This window comes from Paenibacillus sp. FSL H7-0323 (assembly GCF_038002725.1).
GTDB lineage: Bacteria > Bacillota > Bacilli > Paenibacillales > Paenibacillaceae > Paenibacillus_AQ > Paenibacillus_AQ odorifer.
This window is the reverse complement of sequence record NZ_JBBODB010000001.1, coordinates 6539002-6556379: the sequence shown is the minus strand read 5'-3', so window position 1 is coordinate 6556379 and position 17378 is coordinate 6539002. Positions and strand designations below refer to the sequence as shown.

The 17378-nt window shown below is 46.5% G+C and carries 12 protein-coding genes; all 12 read right to left on the bottom strand.

The features are described 5' to 3' along the window. Positions 1-330 carry a PadR family transcriptional regulator gene (locus MHH89_RS29255; RefSeq protein ID WP_036675798.1) on the bottom strand — a complete coding sequence of 110 codons (330 nt, stop codon included), beginning with the start codon at positions 328-330 and terminating at the stop codon, positions 1-3. A gap of 166 nt (positions 331-496) precedes the next feature. Beyond that, complete coding sequence (locus MHH89_RS29250) at positions 497-1780, bottom strand: DUF1963 domain-containing protein (protein WP_341088688.1); 1284 nt, start codon at positions 1778-1780, stop codon at positions 497-499. Positions 1781-2045: 265 nt separating this feature from the next. After that, positions 2046-3779 (bottom strand): family 10 glycosylhydrolase, encoded by a 1734-nt coding sequence (locus MHH89_RS29245; RefSeq protein ID WP_076279561.1) that lies wholly within the window; start codon positions 3777-3779, stop codon positions 2046-2048. 38 nt (positions 3780-3817) lie between these two features. Further along, positions 3818-5464 carry an extracellular solute-binding protein gene (locus tag MHH89_RS29240; RefSeq protein ID WP_076185341.1) on the bottom strand — a complete coding sequence of 549 codons (1647 nt, stop codon included), beginning with the start codon at positions 5462-5464 and terminating at the stop codon, positions 3818-3820. 33 nt (positions 5465-5497) lie between these two features. Then, a complete protein-coding gene (locus MHH89_RS29235) occupies positions 5498-6388 on the bottom strand; it encodes a carbohydrate ABC transporter permease (protein WP_076185342.1) in 891 nt (296 codons plus the stop codon). 59 nt (positions 6389-6447) lie between these two features. Then, positions 6448-7374, bottom strand: a complete 927-nt coding sequence (locus MHH89_RS29230; protein ID WP_341088687.1) for an ABC transporter permease — start codon at positions 7372-7374, stop codon at positions 6448-6450. A 24-nt stretch (positions 7375-7398) separates the two neighbouring features. Continuing rightward, positions 7399-8697, bottom strand: a complete 1299-nt coding sequence (locus MHH89_RS29225; protein WP_076219660.1) for a 6-phospho-beta-glucosidase — start codon at positions 8695-8697, stop codon at positions 7399-7401. Positions 8698-8740: 43 nt separating this feature from the next. Beyond that, a complete protein-coding gene (locus tag MHH89_RS29220; protein ID WP_076125294.1) occupies positions 8741-9721 on the bottom strand; it encodes an N-acetylglucosamine kinase in 981 nt (326 codons plus the stop codon). A 21-nt stretch (positions 9722-9742) separates the two neighbouring features. Further along, entirely contained in the window at positions 9743-10732 is a 990-nt protein-coding gene (locus MHH89_RS29215; protein WP_248547745.1) for a LacI family DNA-binding transcriptional regulator, read from the bottom strand. 309 nt (positions 10733-11041) lie between these two features. Then, positions 11042-14845, bottom strand: a complete 3804-nt coding sequence (locus MHH89_RS29210; protein ID WP_076309641.1) for a GH32 C-terminal domain-containing protein — start codon at positions 14843-14845, stop codon at positions 11042-11044. 94 nt (positions 14846-14939) lie between these two features. Continuing rightward, positions 14940-15833, bottom strand: coding sequence for an ROK family protein (locus MHH89_RS29205; protein WP_341088685.1), 894 nt, complete (start codon positions 15831-15833; stop codon positions 14940-14942). A 21-nt stretch (positions 15834-15854) separates the two neighbouring features. Continuing rightward, positions 15855-17336, bottom strand: coding sequence for a glycoside hydrolase family 32 protein (locus MHH89_RS29200; RefSeq protein ID WP_341088684.1), 1482 nt, complete (start codon positions 17334-17336; stop codon positions 15855-15857). Between the last annotated feature and the right edge of the window lie 42 nt (positions 17337-17378).

The window sequence follows — 17378 nt, the reverse complement described above, 5'->3', positions numbered from 1 at the left end:
TTATAATAAGTTTTCAAGCACACGCTTTGCGTACTCCCAATTAGTCTTGTTATTGGCGTAAACAGCTTTCCCCTTCTCGGTAATCCGAAAATACTTCCGTCGTCCCCCCTGAGACTCATCCCCCCAATACCATTCAATGTCACCGTCTGCCTCAAGCCGCCGGACGCTGGAGTACATCGTAGCTTCTTTTAATTCATACTCGCCTCCGGAACGCTCAGCAATCAATTTGACGATTTCATATCCATAACGATCGGCTTCGGACAAGAGCCGTAATACCATCGTATCGGTATGCCCTCGCAGCAGATCGGATGTGATTTTGTTCTCACTCATTTCATCACCTCATAATCGCATTGTATATCATACTACTGTGACAGTCAAGGTACTTTGATCATCATGTTTATACAAAATAAAAAAATGCCATCCTTAGTTGTCTAAGGCAGCATTTTTCTCTTTTAAGTCTGAAGTTCCAATTTACGCTAACCAGAAATAAGTTGATTTATGTCTGCTGGTAATTCACAGCTACCTGCCGGCAACCCTCACACAAAAATGCATAATAAATCCCCTCGCTGTCCTCGGCCTGTTCCATGTCCATTTGGGCAATAAACTTCATCGTCGTCGAACAGCAAGGGCACACAGGATATTCCGCATCCTGAATCCAAGCCGGATGTCCTCCAATCTGCGACGCAGGCGCCTCAAGCATCCAATACGAATTTTCATAGGTTCCCATCTGCCGTTCCGATAGCTGCATGGCATGCCATGCTATTTCTTCCCTGTCTTCATTTGCAGGCAAAAAATCAGGAACGGTATTATATTCACTCCACGAATATTGGCCATCCAGCTCCGCTTTCATAAACACGGTGCCATAACAATTACAATGCATGCAAGCTGCAACCCTTAACCGCTGGCCGGAAAGCTTCATAAATTGAACCAGTGGATTCTGCAAATCGTAATCAAACAGCACTGTCAATTTACCGCCACACCAAGGGCAGGAATGCTCACCCTCCTGCAGCGTAGCTACCGCCGTATGATCCCGATCCAGCCCATTTTTTCCGTCCCTGTTTACTTCAAAATGATAACTCTCGGGGTAAAAGAGCAGCCTTTTCCCACCGTCGGGATCTAATTCCCATCCTGCTTCGTGAGCATAGGTTTCCGGAGCCACATTTAACTCCGATGTCCATCGAGGCGGATGCTGCCGCCATGTCTCGAACTGCCGTACAACCTCTTTATCGCCAATCCAGGCCAATGCAAGCAGCAAATGATTACGGTTTTCCGAGTCATGCTCTAACTGATGAATGATCATATCGCGGATCTCCTGACCCGCTTCTTTATAGAGAATACCGGGATAATACTTCCCTTTGTGAAAAAAAACCTCCAGCCCCCGTTCAATGCACGCACTTGAAAAACATATAAGCGACAGTAAAATAGCCTCAGCCTGGTCAAAATCATCTTCTTCCATCAATTCAATGGCGTAGGATTCCAATCGCTCCCTTTCGCTTTCAGTCAGTTGACGATACAACTCTTGCGCGGTTTTGTAATAGGAGATTTCGTGTTCAAGCGGGCTCCATCTCCGCGGTTTGTGCATGATTTTAAGAATTTCAACCGGATCATTCACACCTGCGTACAAATCAATGTCTTTTCGATTTTGTTCAATATAAGCCTTTTGCTCCAGCGCAAGCTTCCTTTGATGACAGGGCATGCAGATTCCCCCCGTCTTTAAAGCAGTTGCAGGAAGTATGCTTCCCTTGCAGCCTGAGGTTTGGCAGGGTATACGCTCGCTCATCGTATCTCTCCTATTCTGTATAAGTTATTCTCAAAGACTATTATTAATAAGCTAAACTGCATTATAGAATTAGCTATATTATAGAATTAGCTGCATTAAATATACCACCGGATTTAGCAGCTTTAAATTCATTTCAGATTTCAATTGGATATATCCCCCACCATCACCTTAAACGGAAACAAAAAAAGGTCAACCAAATATTTCTGGTTAACCTGATAAACGAAAACTCCCCGGATAAAGAAGAACCGGTGCCCTTGTATTAGGCTTAATCCGTAATCTTCACATTTCCAAACACAGCCTTATTCCTCGAGTCATCCCCGGGATTGCTAAGTGCTATGCCAATATACACCTTGCGGTTCATCGGAATCTGAACAGTTCCGACCGTTTTCCAGTTATTCCCGTTCGTCGAAATAGCCCCTTTGAAGGTATTTCCACTTCGGGTCAGCTTTAGCCATCTTGGAGCCGAGGCAGCCGCAGTCTGATCAACCATATTGCCCGCAGTCTCTGCACGATACTGAAAGGTGGCCCCATTTTCGGGGGTAAGCATCATATCTGCGTGCTTCGAATTATGACCCAGCGACTCCCGAATCATAATGCCGGCCTTGGCCCAGCCGTCCAATCGGCTAGTGGACTGCACTTTAACAATAATCTCCGCATCGCCCCGCACGGATTGGTATATATAATTCAGTTGATCTCCATTTCCCCAGATATCCGTAGAGCTGCTGCTGAGTGTAAATTGCTTATTGGAAGAATTGTAGGTAACGTTCCCCGGCATGGAACCAATATTTCGCGCCTTCCACCCTGCTGGTAATTGAGCCGGATAGTCTTGTTCTACCGGAGGCGTCCAGCCTGGCGTAGGCCAGGTTTCACGTTCTTTGATATTGGCTAGCTCATCTTCTGGCCAGGCCCCGTAAGCAAAGAACGACAGACGCTTCACACCTGGATAATTCTCGCGGATTCCCTTGTAAATCTCCTGATATTGATCATCTGTCCAGTCATTATCCAGCGTCGCAACAATTTCCACGTCACTGCCGCTAATCCGGTCGCTCGTATCCTTCAGGATTCCGTAGGAAGTGCTGTATACCCAATCACTGTTGAACTCCCAGTCATCAAAGTACGCCATTGGTGCAACAAAGTCGATATCATCCTTGAATTTGGCTACATTCTGCCCAACTTCAATGAATTCTGGCGGCAAAATATACACGCCGAGCTGCACATCCGGCTTCGAGGACTGGGTGATATCCTGACGGATATCGCCCACATACTGTCCGATTTGTTCGGTTCTCCATTCATTCCACTGCTCACGCTGAGGCGAATCTGTCTCGAAGTCAATGCTGAGCGGTGAATAGCCGAACTGCGCCTGATACTTCAGGGCCGTGTAATCACTGACGTCCATGTTGTAATTGTCGAAGCGGATCCAATCCAGCACAACGCCATCCACATCATAATTCTCGATTACTTCCTGAATAATGGAACGCTCATACTCCTGCACTTCATGGTGAATCGGATTGACGAAGTATTCGTTGCCGTTAGAACCTGTAAACGGTGTCTGAACCCCGTCAACCAGCGCCTGCATCTGCCATTCATCATGCTCCAGGAAAGCCTGCTGATCATGGAACTGCGGAATCCAGGCATGAACCTTGATTCCTGCAGCATGGGCTGCCGTAATGACAGCCTGCAGGGCATCGAAATTCTGGTAGCCTTGGGCAATTGGTGCGATATTACTCTGATAAAATACACTTCCAGACGGAACCTCATCATCTTCATCCTGCTTCACGTTCATGCTAATAACATCGACGCCATAGCTTGTAGACAGCGCGATGAAATTCTGGACATCCGCCATGTTCTTAAACTGGTTTACGGTCCGTACAATAACCTCCGTTTCGAAAGGGGGGTTACTCTCCTCTTCGGCCATAACAGGAACGGAACCACCGGCTATCGAAGAAACCAACACGATGCTTAACAGTGCTATGAACCTCGATCTCAACGCAAATGCCATAATCTCGCCTCCACAATTATAAGATTTTATAAATAGTCTTATTTCGTCGCGTTGATTTTCTTAACATTTTCCTGCCATTTTTCGGTTCTGAATTCAAGCAGCTTAGCAAGCCCCGCTTTTTCGGTGTTCTTTTTAGCTGTCTTTAGCGCCGACAACACCGCTTCATCCGACTTCGCCTGAACCATCTGGGCGTAAGCAAGGGTATAAATATCCCCGATATTCTGTGCGATGATGCCGATCTCCGTATCCGGAATCGGATCGGTATTTACAAACTCTGTGATATCCAACGCGGTTTTCCAGGTCACCGTGGACTGCGCCACGGTCTCCCAGGATTTCTGGTTCGCGGAAAGCAGCGCCTCGAGGCTCATTTTCGCCGTATCAATAAAGGTCGTATTTCCCGCCCAGTTAAAGTCCTCGAATTTCCGCATCGTTTCCGTACGCTCGTTAGCAGGAGTCGTCTTGTATTTCTCGTTCGGGATTGGAGCTCCGTCCGCATCCTCTTCATCCCAGTACAAGCCTTTAGGACCGAAGAAAAGCACCTTCTGCCCCTCCGGACCCGTAATCCAGTCAAAATAAGCGAAGATGGCCTCCGGATCCTTGGCCTTTTTCGTAATGACATTAACGTTCCAACCCAGCGTCTCAAAGCCGCTTACAAACACTCGTGTTTTGTCTAGTCCGGATTTATGAATCGGCCATATAATCTCATAACCGCTGTCCGGATTGTTCGCTGTCAGTGCCCGGTGTCCCTCGGCTCCATACGTAGTGATATTGGATTCGACCATGACTGCTACCCGGTTGGTATTGACCTTTTCTTTGACCGCATCCTGGGTTTGCTGCAGTGCATCCTGCGTAATCAGCCGTTCACGATACAGCTTATTAATATAAAGCACCATCTCCTCGTAAGCGGGATCGTCCAAGATAGATGACAGCTTGTCGCCATTCGGATATCCCATGAGTGAAATAAACTTACTGGTGGAGTTCTCCTTAAAACCACCATACATAATTTCCAGACCTGCCCCCTTCTCCCCAACCTCCAGAGGTACTACATCCGGATACTTTTCTTGCACCTTAAGCAAATATTGATACAAATCATCAAAGGTCTCCAGCGCCGGTCTGCCGAGTTCGTTATAAATATCTTTATTCACCATCCATCCGCCGTTGCCGAATTGCCCGGATGTATACCAGTTCGGGATTTGATAGATTTTCCCGTCTTCTGAACGGAGCAAATTCAGGGTGGATTCCTTCACATATTTCTTGAAGTTCGGATACTTCTCATAGTAATCATCCAGCGCAACGAGTTGTCCTGCCTGCACCAGCCGCTCCACTGAGGATCCCCGGTCAGTAAAAATGACATCCGGTAAATCACCGCCGACGATCATCGTGTTGAGCTTTTCTCCGGCCGCTCCTCCGGATTGTATGGGTTCAACAGTAACCTTACGGTTCTCCTGAATCCATTTTGTCGCCTCATTATCCCCCCAGGGTGATGTCGTAAGCCAGTCATAGTTTCCATAGAAGCTGAAGGTGACGGGCTTGATCCCGCTGCCGTCATCTGTGGCGGCCTCAGTATTCAGATTTTTCTCGCTTGTGTTTGGTGAAGTGTTAGAATTTCCTCCTCCGCTACAGGCAGCGAGAAGAAGCACCAGTGAAGTCAGCAAAAGAGATACCCATTTCATACGATTGCGCATCTTTTCCCTTCTTTCTACATAATATGGAGACTGCTATTCTTTCATCGAACCAATCATTACGCCCTTAACAAAGTACTTTTGGAGAAAAGGATACGTCAGGATAATTGGAATGGTAGCGATCATCATCGTAGCCATAGTCAGTGACTTCGTGGTAATCGTCCGATTCCGGTTCATATGATCCAGCGCGATAGCATTCGATGAGCCAATTTGGGTCATGATGTTGGAGTTCATAATCTGGCGCAGCAGGGTCTGTATAGGGAGCAAGTGATCCTTTGTAATATAGATCGCTCCCGTAAACCAGTCATTCCAATAACCTACTGCGGTGAATAAGGCAATCGTGGCCAGCACCGGGCCGGAGACCGGAATGACGATTCGGAAAAAAATGCCGTAGTTGCTGCTGCCGTCGATTTTGGCAGATTCCTCCAAACCCTCCGGCAGAGCATGGAAGAAGGTGCGGATGACAATCATGTTCCAGACACTGATGATGCCGGGGATAATCAGCACCCAAAAGGTGTCCAGCATACCCAAAGAGCGAACTAGTAAATAACTAGGGATGAGCCCCCCACTGAAGAACATCGTAATCATGAAGAACACCATATATTGTTTTCGAAAAAGCAATGTCTTCTTGGACATTCCGTAGGCTAACAGTGCCGTGAAAAAGACAGACAATGCCGTGCCGCTTAACGTTCTAAGAATGGTGATCAGAAAAGAATTCAGCAGGCGTTGATCCTGAAACACAATATAATAATTTTCCAGGGTAAAAGCTCTCGGTAACAAGGTTACACCGCCGAGCGCCGTATCGCTCCCTAGGTTAAAGGAAATGACCAACGCATTCCAAAACGGGTATAGCATGAGTAACGCCAGCAGCGTCAAAAGGGTATAAATACTCCGCTGCATGATTTTGTCGCCTAGGCTTAGTCTCATTGTTCACCCCTCCTAAAAGGTTTATGGAGCATCGGAAGCATTCGCTATGAGTAGTAGTACTACCAGAGACTAACATCTGCCCGGCGAGCGATTTTGTTGGCCGTCACTAGCAGAATGACACTGATCACCGCCTTGAATAGCCCTACAGCTGTCGCATAAGAGAATCTGGCATTTAAAATCCCAACACGGTACACATAGGTGTCGATAACATCGGAGTAGGGTCGCAGAATTGGATTGGTTGCCAGCAGCAAAATGTCCTCGAAGCCCGCACTGAGCAGACTGCCGATGGCAAGAATCATAAAGATAATGATAATGGGGGTAATGCTGGGGAGTGTAATCAAGTGAATTTGCTTAAACCGGCTTGCTCCATCTATAGAAGCGGCCTCATATAGGGTTGGATCAATGCCTGCAATCGCGGCCAGGTAGACAATGCTCCCGAATCCGACCTCTTTCCACACATTTACGCTTACTAGAATCGACCAAAAGTATTTGGGTAACGCCAGGAAGTTAACTGGCTCCCCTACCAAATTGAATCGCTCCAGCAAATAGTTCACCGTTCCGTTATCAACGGATAACAGCGAAAATACAAAACCGGATACAATAACCCAGGACAGGAAATAAGGTAAATAGCTGACGGTCTGGATAATCCGTTTAAAGCCCATATTCCCGATTTCATTCAGCATCAGTGCAAGAAGAATCGGGGCAGGAAAAGAGATAATCAATTTAAGCAAGCTAATCACAAGGGTATTTCGCATCACTTTCCAGAACTCCGGCGCCTCGAAGAACATTCTGAAATGCATAAATCCAACCCAGGGGCTCTTCATAATGCCGCCAAAAATATCGTATTGCTGGAATGCCATAACCACGCCATACATCGGAATGTAGCTAAAAATGAATACAAAGATAATTCCCGGCCAAACCATGGACTGCAAATCCAATTGACTGATAAATTTCTTCCATCTACGCGGTTTCCCGGCCGTGTTCATCCGCTTTTCCTCCTCTGGACGATTCTAGTGAAACAACGGCAACAACGATTTGTTCTTCTCCAGCATTTCATCCAGCAGTTGTTCAGCTACGGTGACCGAAGGCACGAGCGGATGATGAACCATAGCCTGTAGGGCTATATCCCGGTCTCCGTGCACAGCCGCCTCGATGGCGAGGCTCTCGTATTGCTTGACCGCGGCCAGCAAGCCTTTGATGGGCTGAGGAATTATACGCAGCGGAATCGGCAGCGGGCCTTGCTTGGTTACCATACAGTTCACCTCAATAGAGGCATCGTCCGGCAAGAAGTCAATCATTCCGTTATTCCTTACATTCAACGTCTGGATATCGCGGGAATCATTATAAATGGAGCGCATCAGCAGCACTGCCGCCTCCGAGTAATAGGCTCCGCCGCGCTGTTCCAGCTGCTTGGGCTTTTCCTTCAGCGCTACGTTCCGGTACAGTTCAAACAGCTCTTCCTCCACCTTCTTCACTACCTCAGCGCGCGATCCAGTCGTTGCTGCTGCTTCCTTCTGTTCCGCAAGCATCGCGTCCGTCATATAGTAATAGCTCAGGTAATAAGAGGGAATCGCTTTCAAAGCATTCAGAAACCGGTAGTCCCAGGAATCAAACGGCACATTGCTCGCCTTGTAGCTCTGCGGGTAATCAATGAGCTCCTGCAGCTTGCTTTTACCGTCAATCACGATATCGGATACCCAGTGCAGATGGTTGATGCCGACAAACTCCGCGTAGATTTTCTCCATAGGAAGTCCGAAGAACTCGGAGAGCCACTTTTGAAAACCAATCGGCGAGTTGCACAGGCCTACGCTTTTTACCGATGAGTATTTGTGAACAGCTTCAGTCACCATACCGGCCGGATTCGTAAAATTCAGCAACCAGGCATCCGGAGCCAGCTCCTCAATGTCTTTGCAAATATCCAGAATGACCGGGATAGTCCGTAGGCCTTTCATCATCCCTCCGGGACCTGTCGTCTCCTGGCCGATGACATTGTATTGAAGCGGAATTAATTCATCCCATTTGCGCGCTTCCAGCATGCCTACCCGGATTTGCGTACATACAAAGTCCGCTCCGGCAATGGCTTCCCTGCGCTCAAGCGTCTGGACCACGGTAATCGGCAGTCCGGACTCAGCAATCATGCGTTTGCTCAGTTCTGCAATCGTATGCAGCTTCTCCCTTCCCTCCTCAATATCCACCAGCCATACTTCGCGAATGGGAAGCTCTTGGTGATGCAGGATGATGCCTTCAATAAGCTCAGGCGTATACGATGATCCCGCTCCGATGACAACCAGCTTCAATGTTTCCTCCATGATAGACCCTTCCTTCATCTTTTTCATTTTGGTCTTATAAAAACTAGCCTATTGTGTTCAGTACTTTCCCCTGTGATAGATTATCTAGAACCTTCTGATCTACACGCATACCGCTGCTTTCCATAGCCAGAACGACCGATCCTACAACCGGCTCCCGGGTCAAAATCCTTAAAGTGCCATTCGGAGCCGACAACTTCACTCTTCTCTCAATGGCCCGCCGGATGATGCCTGAGCGGTCTCCCTTTGTCAGCAGGCTGCCTGCAAGTACGATGTCGAAGAAGTCCTCCTCCATGCCCAAGCGATGGATGGCCGATGCCGCGGCCAAACCCAGCTCATCCCCTTGCTTGACCAGCAGCTCGGTGGCAACCTGGTCCCCTTCCTCTGCCGCTTGAAACAATAGTTCAGCAATATGGGGAGGCAGGTCTCTGAAATGATCCAGGTAATCCTCTCTTAGCTCCGAAACATTGGAATAGCCCAACAATTCCGTTAAGCGTTCGGTTAGGACCGTCTCCTTCTCTCTTCCCTCATCCGCCCGAAGGACGCTACGGAATACCTCAATACTTAAATCATAGCCACCGCCATAATCCCCGAACCGGTAGCCGAATCCACCACATTGGTATGTAGCACCCAACGGATTTTTACCACTACAGTTCACGCCCGATCCGCAAATCAGCACGATCCCGTAGTTCTTCTCTGTACCTGACCGCAAGGCAATCCAGGTATCGCAGGAAATCTCAGTTTGGGGAAGATCAAAGCTGCTGATGATCGGTCGCAAAATCCGGAAATCAGCCTCTCTGTCCGCTCCCGCTAAGCCGAACCAGGAGTAATCCAGCTGATCCTTGGTCAGCCCTGACGCCATAATTGCTTCCGATATGGCCTGCTGCAAACTGTTCACCGCCTGCTCACGGTTTATTTGATGATTTCCGATCCCACCCTTGCCAACTCCGATGACCTTCCCTTGTTCATCTGCAATCATTGCGTGGGTTTTACTGCCTCCTGCATCAACTCCCAAAAAATACTTCACGGATGATTTCACTCCTAAAATTCAAGGTAATCTAACAGATGCGGTGGATTCACGAATGAGTAGCTGCGGAGCAAGCTTCGTTACAGCGGGCGGCATCACCTCCCCGTTGATCATTTTTAGTAGTAAATCAACGCCTATATTGCCCATTTGTGCCTCAGGTTGTCTGACCGTCGTTAACCGCGGGTAAAATTCACCTACGAACTGCTGATCATCAAATCCAACAATTGAGATATCGTGGGGTACTCGAATTCCCTCTTCCCGGAGAGCCTGAACCATTCCAAGAGCAATAAAATCGTCCCCGGAAAAAAAAGCTGTCGGCAGCTTATCTTCGCGGATCCATCTCTTGGCCACCTCATAGCCGCCGCTTACTGTAAAACTGCAGTATTCCGTTCCGAATGGCGTTAACCCGGCATCCTCGAGCGCTTGGACATAACCGCGCTTACGCTCCGCTACACTTAGAAATACCGAAGGGCCGCCAATATAGGCGATTTGAGTGTGCCCAAGATCGAGCAAGTGCTTTGTAGCCTCATACCCGCCTTGATAGTTATCGACCACGACGCTAGGCACATCCTCATGCTGAAACTGGTTATCCAGCAATACAAACGGAATATTTTTTCTTTTCAGTTCCTCTACATATGCCTTTTCTTCAAGTGGGGACAACAGGATAATTCCATCAACGCGATCCTTCTGAAACAGGAAATTATCGCCCTCATCCTCATTCTCGGCGATCGATAGGGCTAAAAAATACCCTTGCGCCGCCAGCTTCCGGTTCACCACGCGAATAACCCGGTCATAGAAAGAGTCGTTAAAGTTGGTAATCGACATCCCGATGACTCCCGTTTTGCCTCTCACAAGACTCCGCGCTGCTGAATTGGGTTGATAATTTAATTCCTCCATAGCTTTCAGTACTTTCTGTCTATTAGCTTCCCGTACAGAGGGTAAATTGTTAAGCACCCTGGATACGGTCACTACAGAGAGTCCCGACTTTTTGGCTACATCATGTATATTCATCTTAGCTTCCATACCTCCGTCACCCGAAAGTTTAAACGATTAAACTTTTTAGGTAAATAAAAAAACCTTACCTTTCGTGATATTTCTATGTTCTGATTGAAAATTGCACACTGAATGTCAGCTTTGCCTTTATCAAGAACACCAAAATTCTTTACAAAAGTTTTAAGGTTTTAACTAATTTACATTCTACTTACATTTCCAATATCCGTCAATACATAAAATGCAGCCAAAACAAAAAGCAACTCATCCGCAGACAAGTTGCTTTTTAGACACGCTATTCCCCCTTCCATTGCTTCTATCATCCTCAGGTTAATTGGTAATTACCCATTTTTGTCGATCAAGAGTAGGATCAAGCTCGCTAAGGGACAGTGTCGACCCATCCGCTGATACTTCCATCGCTTTCTTATGATGAGCAGAAATAATACTTACGGTCCCATCATCATTTTTGTGAAAAATCCAACGCTGATTGTTATATCCGAGATAAGGGTATAACTGAATTTTATTTTGCCCTGTGTCTAGATCAAGCGCCTGACCGGCTGTTGTACGAATAGAATAGGAACCTGCATCGTCCCCCGTCGGCACGAATACCCACTTCTGATCCGTAAAATCATTCGCATCCTTCAGTGTAACAGCTTCACCATTTGCGAGATTTGCTGTATAAAGGGATTTCTCTAGTTCTGCATTTACTAGACTGGAAGTGGTTAAATCGGCAGGTGTTTCTCCGCTCACGTTAACGTTTTGATATGAAACATTTCCGCCAAATACATGTAGTCCAAAGCGGCCTTCTGCAAATACGCCGTCCTGGAGGTCGATCACTTTCTGCCCATCCACATAAACCACGATATGCGGGCCCTTCGCTTCGATTTTCACTTTGTAGGTTTGACCCGGCTGAATGAACGTCGGAACTTTTGCTAGAATCTGACGCTCTTCAAAACGGCCGTCGATTTTATAAAACAGACGGATGGACTTCATATTCGGATCCAGATTTAAGTAGTATCCGCTGCGTCCATCTTCGCTGGCACGGAACAACAAAGAGCCTGCTCCTCCGGATTTCCCTAACATCATCTCTGCTTCATAAGTAAAATCTCCTGCCTGCTTCTCTGCGATATAATTCGCGTCACTCCAGTAATTTCCATGAATCCCATTTTCACCAATGACCCAGGAGGCTGCAGATAGATCTTTAGTCCACCCACTTAAGTTCGTATGAAATTTACCCCCAGATACCTTAACTAATAAGCTAGCCGATGTCTTCCCATTTGGAGTAGAGACAGTAATGATAGACTCGCCTTCTTTTTTAGCTACAAGGGTTGCCTGGGAGTTATCCACCACGTTTAGTTCAACAACATCCTTGTTACTGGAATTCCATTTAAGCGGCTGTGCCCCATTACCGGTACCATTCTCTACCATCGCCAAAAGTATGTCGCTTTGCCCCTTGCTCAGTTCGCGATCAGTTGTATCCATCATTATCTTGGTAGCTGAGCCCGTCTCCTGATTCCATACAGAGCCTAACTGATTCACCTTCAGAGATACGACTTTTACGTTGCCTCCTTTGGTGTAAAAACTCAAAGCTCTGCTGGCTGGATCCGGAAAGATGACGTCAGAGAAAACAACTTTACCGTTGTTGCCAAAAACCTCAATAGAAGACTCATCTACAAGGATACGCAGCTTAACTCGCTTGTTCTCCGTTTGCATTGCCGCTTCATGTCTTGTACTAAATAGACTCGAAAAATCCGTCAAACCAGATGCAGACCGATCCACGAAAATCCGACCCTCACCAGGTTTATATCCAACAACCGTTTTTTGACTTCCCCCTACACGAACGTTAAAGCCAAATTCACTAACCTGACTACCTGCTGGAATTTCTACTTCAGCTTCAATCTCGTATGCACCAGAGGTAACCCCTTTCAATAGATTCTGAGAAGAAGGACTCACCTCTTTGTTAGCAGTAGAATACAGCTGACTACGCAGCGATTCCAACTCCTTGATCGGACTTTGAGCGAGCTGAATCCCATTTTTTGTCGTTACTAATGAGACTTCTCTTGGGATTGACAGTACGCCTTTCCAATGGCTTATTGGAAAAGCAAACGGATAGTCCCAGTTTGTCATCCACGCCATCATTACGCTGCGATGATCTGGCATGTTCGAAAAAAACATTGAAGCGTAGAATTCTTTTCCAAAATCTGTTCGCAATACTTTCCCTGCCGGATTATCATTAACGAATTTACCTTCCGCTGTTAAATGACCCACAAAATATTCAGCATCTGATCCGCCTGTTTTTGAATTCGCTCCTGTACTAATCATCAGAACCCATTTCTTCTGTGATGTTCCGTCTACCGAAAGCTGAAGCAAATCCGGACATTCCCATACACCGCCGCGAACATAGTCCCCGTATCCCCAACTATCTGTTAGGGTCCAATCAAGTAGATTTGTTGAAGTAAAGAAACGAATATGATCTCCACCGGATACAACCATTACCCACCTGTTATTGTCATTATCACGAATCACTTTCGGATCACGGAAATCCCAGCCTCCCGGCTCCCCTCCATTATCGCCTGGATTTCCGATAACCATTGGACGCGTCTTGGAATATTCCCAAGTACGACCTTGGTCCTTGCTGTATGCAAGACCGATACGCTGATTCCCATTCGGGCCATCGGGATTATAGGAAGTGTAGTAGGCAATTAGACCTTTACCTCCTGAATCCCCGAACAAACCTGATGCATTCGTCAAATCTGCCACAGCTGATCCAGACCAGACATGCCCATGATCATTCCACGGCAGCGCAATCGGAAGCCGCTTCCAGTTCAGCATATCCTTACTGACAGAATGTGCCCAAGTGCCTCCGTCCTGATGGAATAGATGATATTCACCTTCGAAGTAGACAAGTCCGTTCGGATCACTGGCAGAACCACGAATTGGCGTATAGTGGTATTGAGGACGATATTTTTCACTATAATAATTGCTGGCTTCCGTCACATAGGTATCCTGGAAGTAAGCTGTTCCCTGTTTAACAACGATTCCTGCATATCCATCGGTATAGGTTTTATCTGTTAGATCGATTGCGGCCGGGGTGTATCCGTCTAGAAAGACCTGAATTCTGTTTCCCTTCGCCTTTATCTCTACATGATGTTTTGCTCCGGCCTGACTTGGATAGGTATGCTGTGAACTTGCAATCGTTGTTCCGCTAGCTTTCGTCAGACTTACACGAACCTGATTTCCTTCCTTTGTCAGGGCTGCTTCATATCCCTTTGTTCCATCAGCCGATGAACGAAAGGCGAGCGCTGCAACAGAATCAGGACGAAGAGATAGATTTCCTTCATATACAAAATCAGCAGCTTGTTTATTATAAATTTGCTGTGACTTACTCTGGTTTACTACCATTCCTTTCTTGCCGTTGATATTAGGCTGCCATTGTCCTTTATTTGTAACCACAGCACCCAAATTTCCTTTCAGGTCACTCACGAAAATATTTTGGAACAAAACAGAACCATTCCATACATTGAGTCCCAGCTTACCAGTACGATACGCATCATCCTGAACCTCAATCAAAGGTTTATATTCGTTGTCCCAATATACTTTCAGTGATGAACCCTCTGCTTTCACCTTGAGATGATAGATCTCTCCTGCCTTAATAGTAACCTTCCGCTCCTCTTTTAATTTCCCTTCACCATCACTTGCGTCTCGTAAGCGGATCATACCTGCATTCGGAACAATTTGGAGCATGTAGGAACCCCAGCCATCTTCATTAGAACGGAACAATAAGGTCGCGTCCGCTTGCATATCCTTGATCATGACATCAGCTTCATAGATAAAATCCTCTGACACCGTTTCGGAGATTGCCATTACATTTTCTTGTGGATCGGAAGTCAGTAAAATCCCTTCCACAGTATCCGCCAACTTACCTTTTCCTTTTATTTGCCAACCTGTCAAGTTTGTGTTTGTTTTGGTTACGCTTTCAAAAATAGAAAGCCCCTCCTTAGCTTGTTTACTTACCTCCTGATCAGCGGGCGCAGCCCAACCCATACCGGGATTGGCTACATATATGCCTGCGGAAGTCATAACAAATCCTGTTGCCATGAGAAAGGATAAAACTACTTTTCCCTTATTAACCATCCTCTTCACCCTCTTTTTCTATCATCAATCATTTCTTTTATTGTAAAATAAGAAGGAGGCCAATTCATTGCACTGACCTCCTCTCTATATTCTTTTACAATTGAGCAGAAATCTGACTTTCCAGTGCTGTGAGTCCAAGAGCGAGAGCACCATATAATCCTGCCTGTTGGCCTAGTCCTGGTGGAACGATATACTCATCTATGTGTTCCAAAATAGTACTTGAGCTGACATAACCGTTCAGGTTCTGTAGCACGGCCTGCCGAATAAGTGGAAACAATTGTGACTGCTGCATAACACCACCACCCAGAATGATTTTCTGAGGAGAGTTAAGCAATATAGCACCCGTAATCGACTGCGCAATATAAAATGCTTCCATTTCCCATGCAAGGTGATCTATAGGAAGTTCATGTCCCTTCTTCCCCCACCTTGCTTCAATAGCAGGACCTGCCGCCATCCCTTCTAGGCAGTCCCCATGATAGGGACATCCCCCTGGGAATTCATCTTCAGGATGGCGTCTTGTAAGAACATGACCCCCTTCAGGATGCACAAGACCATGAATAAGTTTGCCTTCTGAATACACTCCCACACCAACACCTGTGCCAACTGTATAGTACAAACAGCTGGATAACCCTTGGGCTGCGCCCCATTTGGCTTCACCAAATGCCGCTGCATTGACGTCCGTGTCCCAGCCAAAGGGAACCAAAAAGTTTCTTTTCAAAGTGCCCAGCATATCGTAATTTCCCCAACCTGGTTTTGGTGTTGTTGTAACGTAACCATACGTCGGGCTATCTGGGCGTATATCGATTGGACCAAACGATCCAATTCCGATAGCTTCTACTGGTTTGTCTTGAAAATATTGAATAACTTTGGGCAACGTCAACTCAGGATGTTCTGTCGGGAAACTGATCTGATCTTCAATGATCCCATTTTCATTCCCGATGCCACATATAAACTTCGTTCCGCCAGCTTCAATCGCTCCTATACGCATATACAAGACTCCTCTCGGTGACTAATTCTTGTCTTGCTCAGCAGAGAGAGTAAGCTCATAGATATCCAGGGAAATCAGCAAGTCATTCTCATTATCTGCAAACACAGCAATACCTTTAGATTCTAGTCCAGGGAATATAAGATCCGTAATCACTGCCTGGCCTCTATTACTAAACGCCTCAACGGAAGAGCGATCCACATAAATACGGAGATCATTTGACTCATCAAGCGCTGCGAGTTTGGCTGAATGATGTCCTACGAAATGTTCATGGAAATCATGCTGGCCCGAAGCCTTCCGGTCTACATAAAGTTCCTCTGTCTCACCGTTGATACCGATCACTGTTTGTTCATCCGCACCAATTCTTACCTTGAAACCTACAGATTTATCCCGAGCGAACTCAGCTATAATCTCATAAGATTCCAATTGAATCTCTTTAAGAAGAGTATTGATTTCTTGCACCGTTGCATTTTTTATAGAAAGGACTTGTACACGAGCTGATTCCAACTCTTGTACCGGCTTCTGCACAAGAAAGGTTCCCCCTTGTCTTGATTCGAGCTGAAGTTCTCTTGCAATTGTCATCGCGCCACGGAATTCTTCTGCTGGCGTCTTGTTAGCATACATCCAGTTGCTCATCCAGCCGATAAATAGCCTTCTTCCATCTTCCGCCGGTATATCGGACCAACTTACACCTGCATAGTTATCTCTTCCATAATCAAGCCAGCGAACTTTTATCGAATCTTCATCTGGCGTGAACACTTCTCCATCAAAATCCCCTGTAAAATACTGTGTTCTTGATCCTTCCACAAAAGCGGGATCCGCACCGATGCTCACTAGCATCACCCATTTCGTGTTCGAAGGATCGCCATCAATGGCCAGCGGGAACAAGTCCGGGCATTCCCATACCCCGTCATGAGAACCGATTCCTGCTCCGAATTCACTGGCAAATGTCCAGTTCATCAGATCAGGAGAATGATATAGACACACCGTTTGACCACAAGCTACAATCATCACCCATTGATTAGTATCTTTATTCCAAAATACTTTCGGGTCACGGAAATCAATGAATGTATCATGTTCAAGCACCGGGTTTCCATCATATTTCGTCCAGGTTCTTCCATTATCCTTACTATAAGCCAAGCTTTGACGCTGAATGGCTGGCTTGCCTTCCGGCATATCCAAATGGTGTGTAAAAATCGCTACTAGACCTGGTTTATCTTCAAAAAATCCAGTCGTATTATTCCAGTCAACTACGGCACTGCCGGAAAAAATCATACCTAACTCATCTGGAGCAAGAGCGATAGGCAGCTCCTCCCATGTAACCAGATCCTTGCTGACCGCATGGCCCCAGTGCATAGCGCCCATAGTCATTCCACCTGGATGGTGCTGGAAGAACAAATGATATTCACCCTCAAAATAAACCATTCCGTTTGGATCGTTCATCCACTTTTCCTTAGGGGAAAAATGATACACTCCGCGGTAATTTTGTTTCGCAATCGTAGACATTATTGTTTTCTCCTTTACTCCCGAACACGGTCTTTACCGTAT

Excerpts from the sequence above, each read along its gene's own strand:
- MHH89_RS29200 (WP_341088684.1), bottom strand. The coding sequence starts at position 17,336 with ATGTCTACGATTGCGAAACAAAATTACCGCGGAGTGTATCATTTTTCC.
- MHH89_RS29240 (WP_076185341.1), bottom strand. The coding sequence starts at position 5,464 with ATGCGCAATCGTATGAAATGGGTATCTCTTTTGCTGACTTCACTGGTG.
- MHH89_RS29255 (WP_036675798.1), bottom strand. The coding sequence starts at position 330 with ATGAGTGAGAACAAAATCACATCCGATCTGCTGCGAGGGCATACCGAT.
- MHH89_RS29245 (WP_076279561.1), bottom strand. The coding sequence starts at position 3,779 with ATGGCATTTGCGTTGAGATCGAGGTTCATAGCACTGTTAAGCATCGTG.
- MHH89_RS29235 (WP_076185342.1), bottom strand. The coding sequence starts at position 6,388 with ATGAGACTAAGCCTAGGCGACAAAATCATGCAGCGGAGTATTTATACC.
- MHH89_RS29210 (WP_076309641.1), bottom strand. The coding sequence starts at position 14,845 with ATGGTTAATAAGGGAAAAGTAGTTTTATCCTTTCTCATGGCAACAGGA.
- MHH89_RS29230 (WP_341088687.1), bottom strand. The coding sequence starts at position 7,374 with ATGAACACGGCCGGGAAACCGCGTAGATGGAAGAAATTTATCAGTCAA.
- MHH89_RS29205 (WP_341088685.1), bottom strand. The coding sequence starts at position 15,833 with ATGCGTATAGGAGCGATTGAAGCTGGCGGAACGAAGTTTATATGTGGC.
- MHH89_RS29225 (WP_076219660.1), bottom strand. The coding sequence starts at position 8,697 with ATGGAGGAAACATTGAAGCTGGTTGTCATCGGAGCGGGATCATCGTAT.
- MHH89_RS29250 (WP_341088688.1), bottom strand. The coding sequence starts at position 1,780 with ATGAGCGAGCGTATACCCTGCCAAACCTCAGGCTGCAAGGGAAGCATA.
- MHH89_RS29215 (WP_248547745.1), bottom strand. The coding sequence starts at position 10,732 with ATGAATATACATGATGTAGCCAAAAAGTCGGGACTCTCTGTAGTGACC.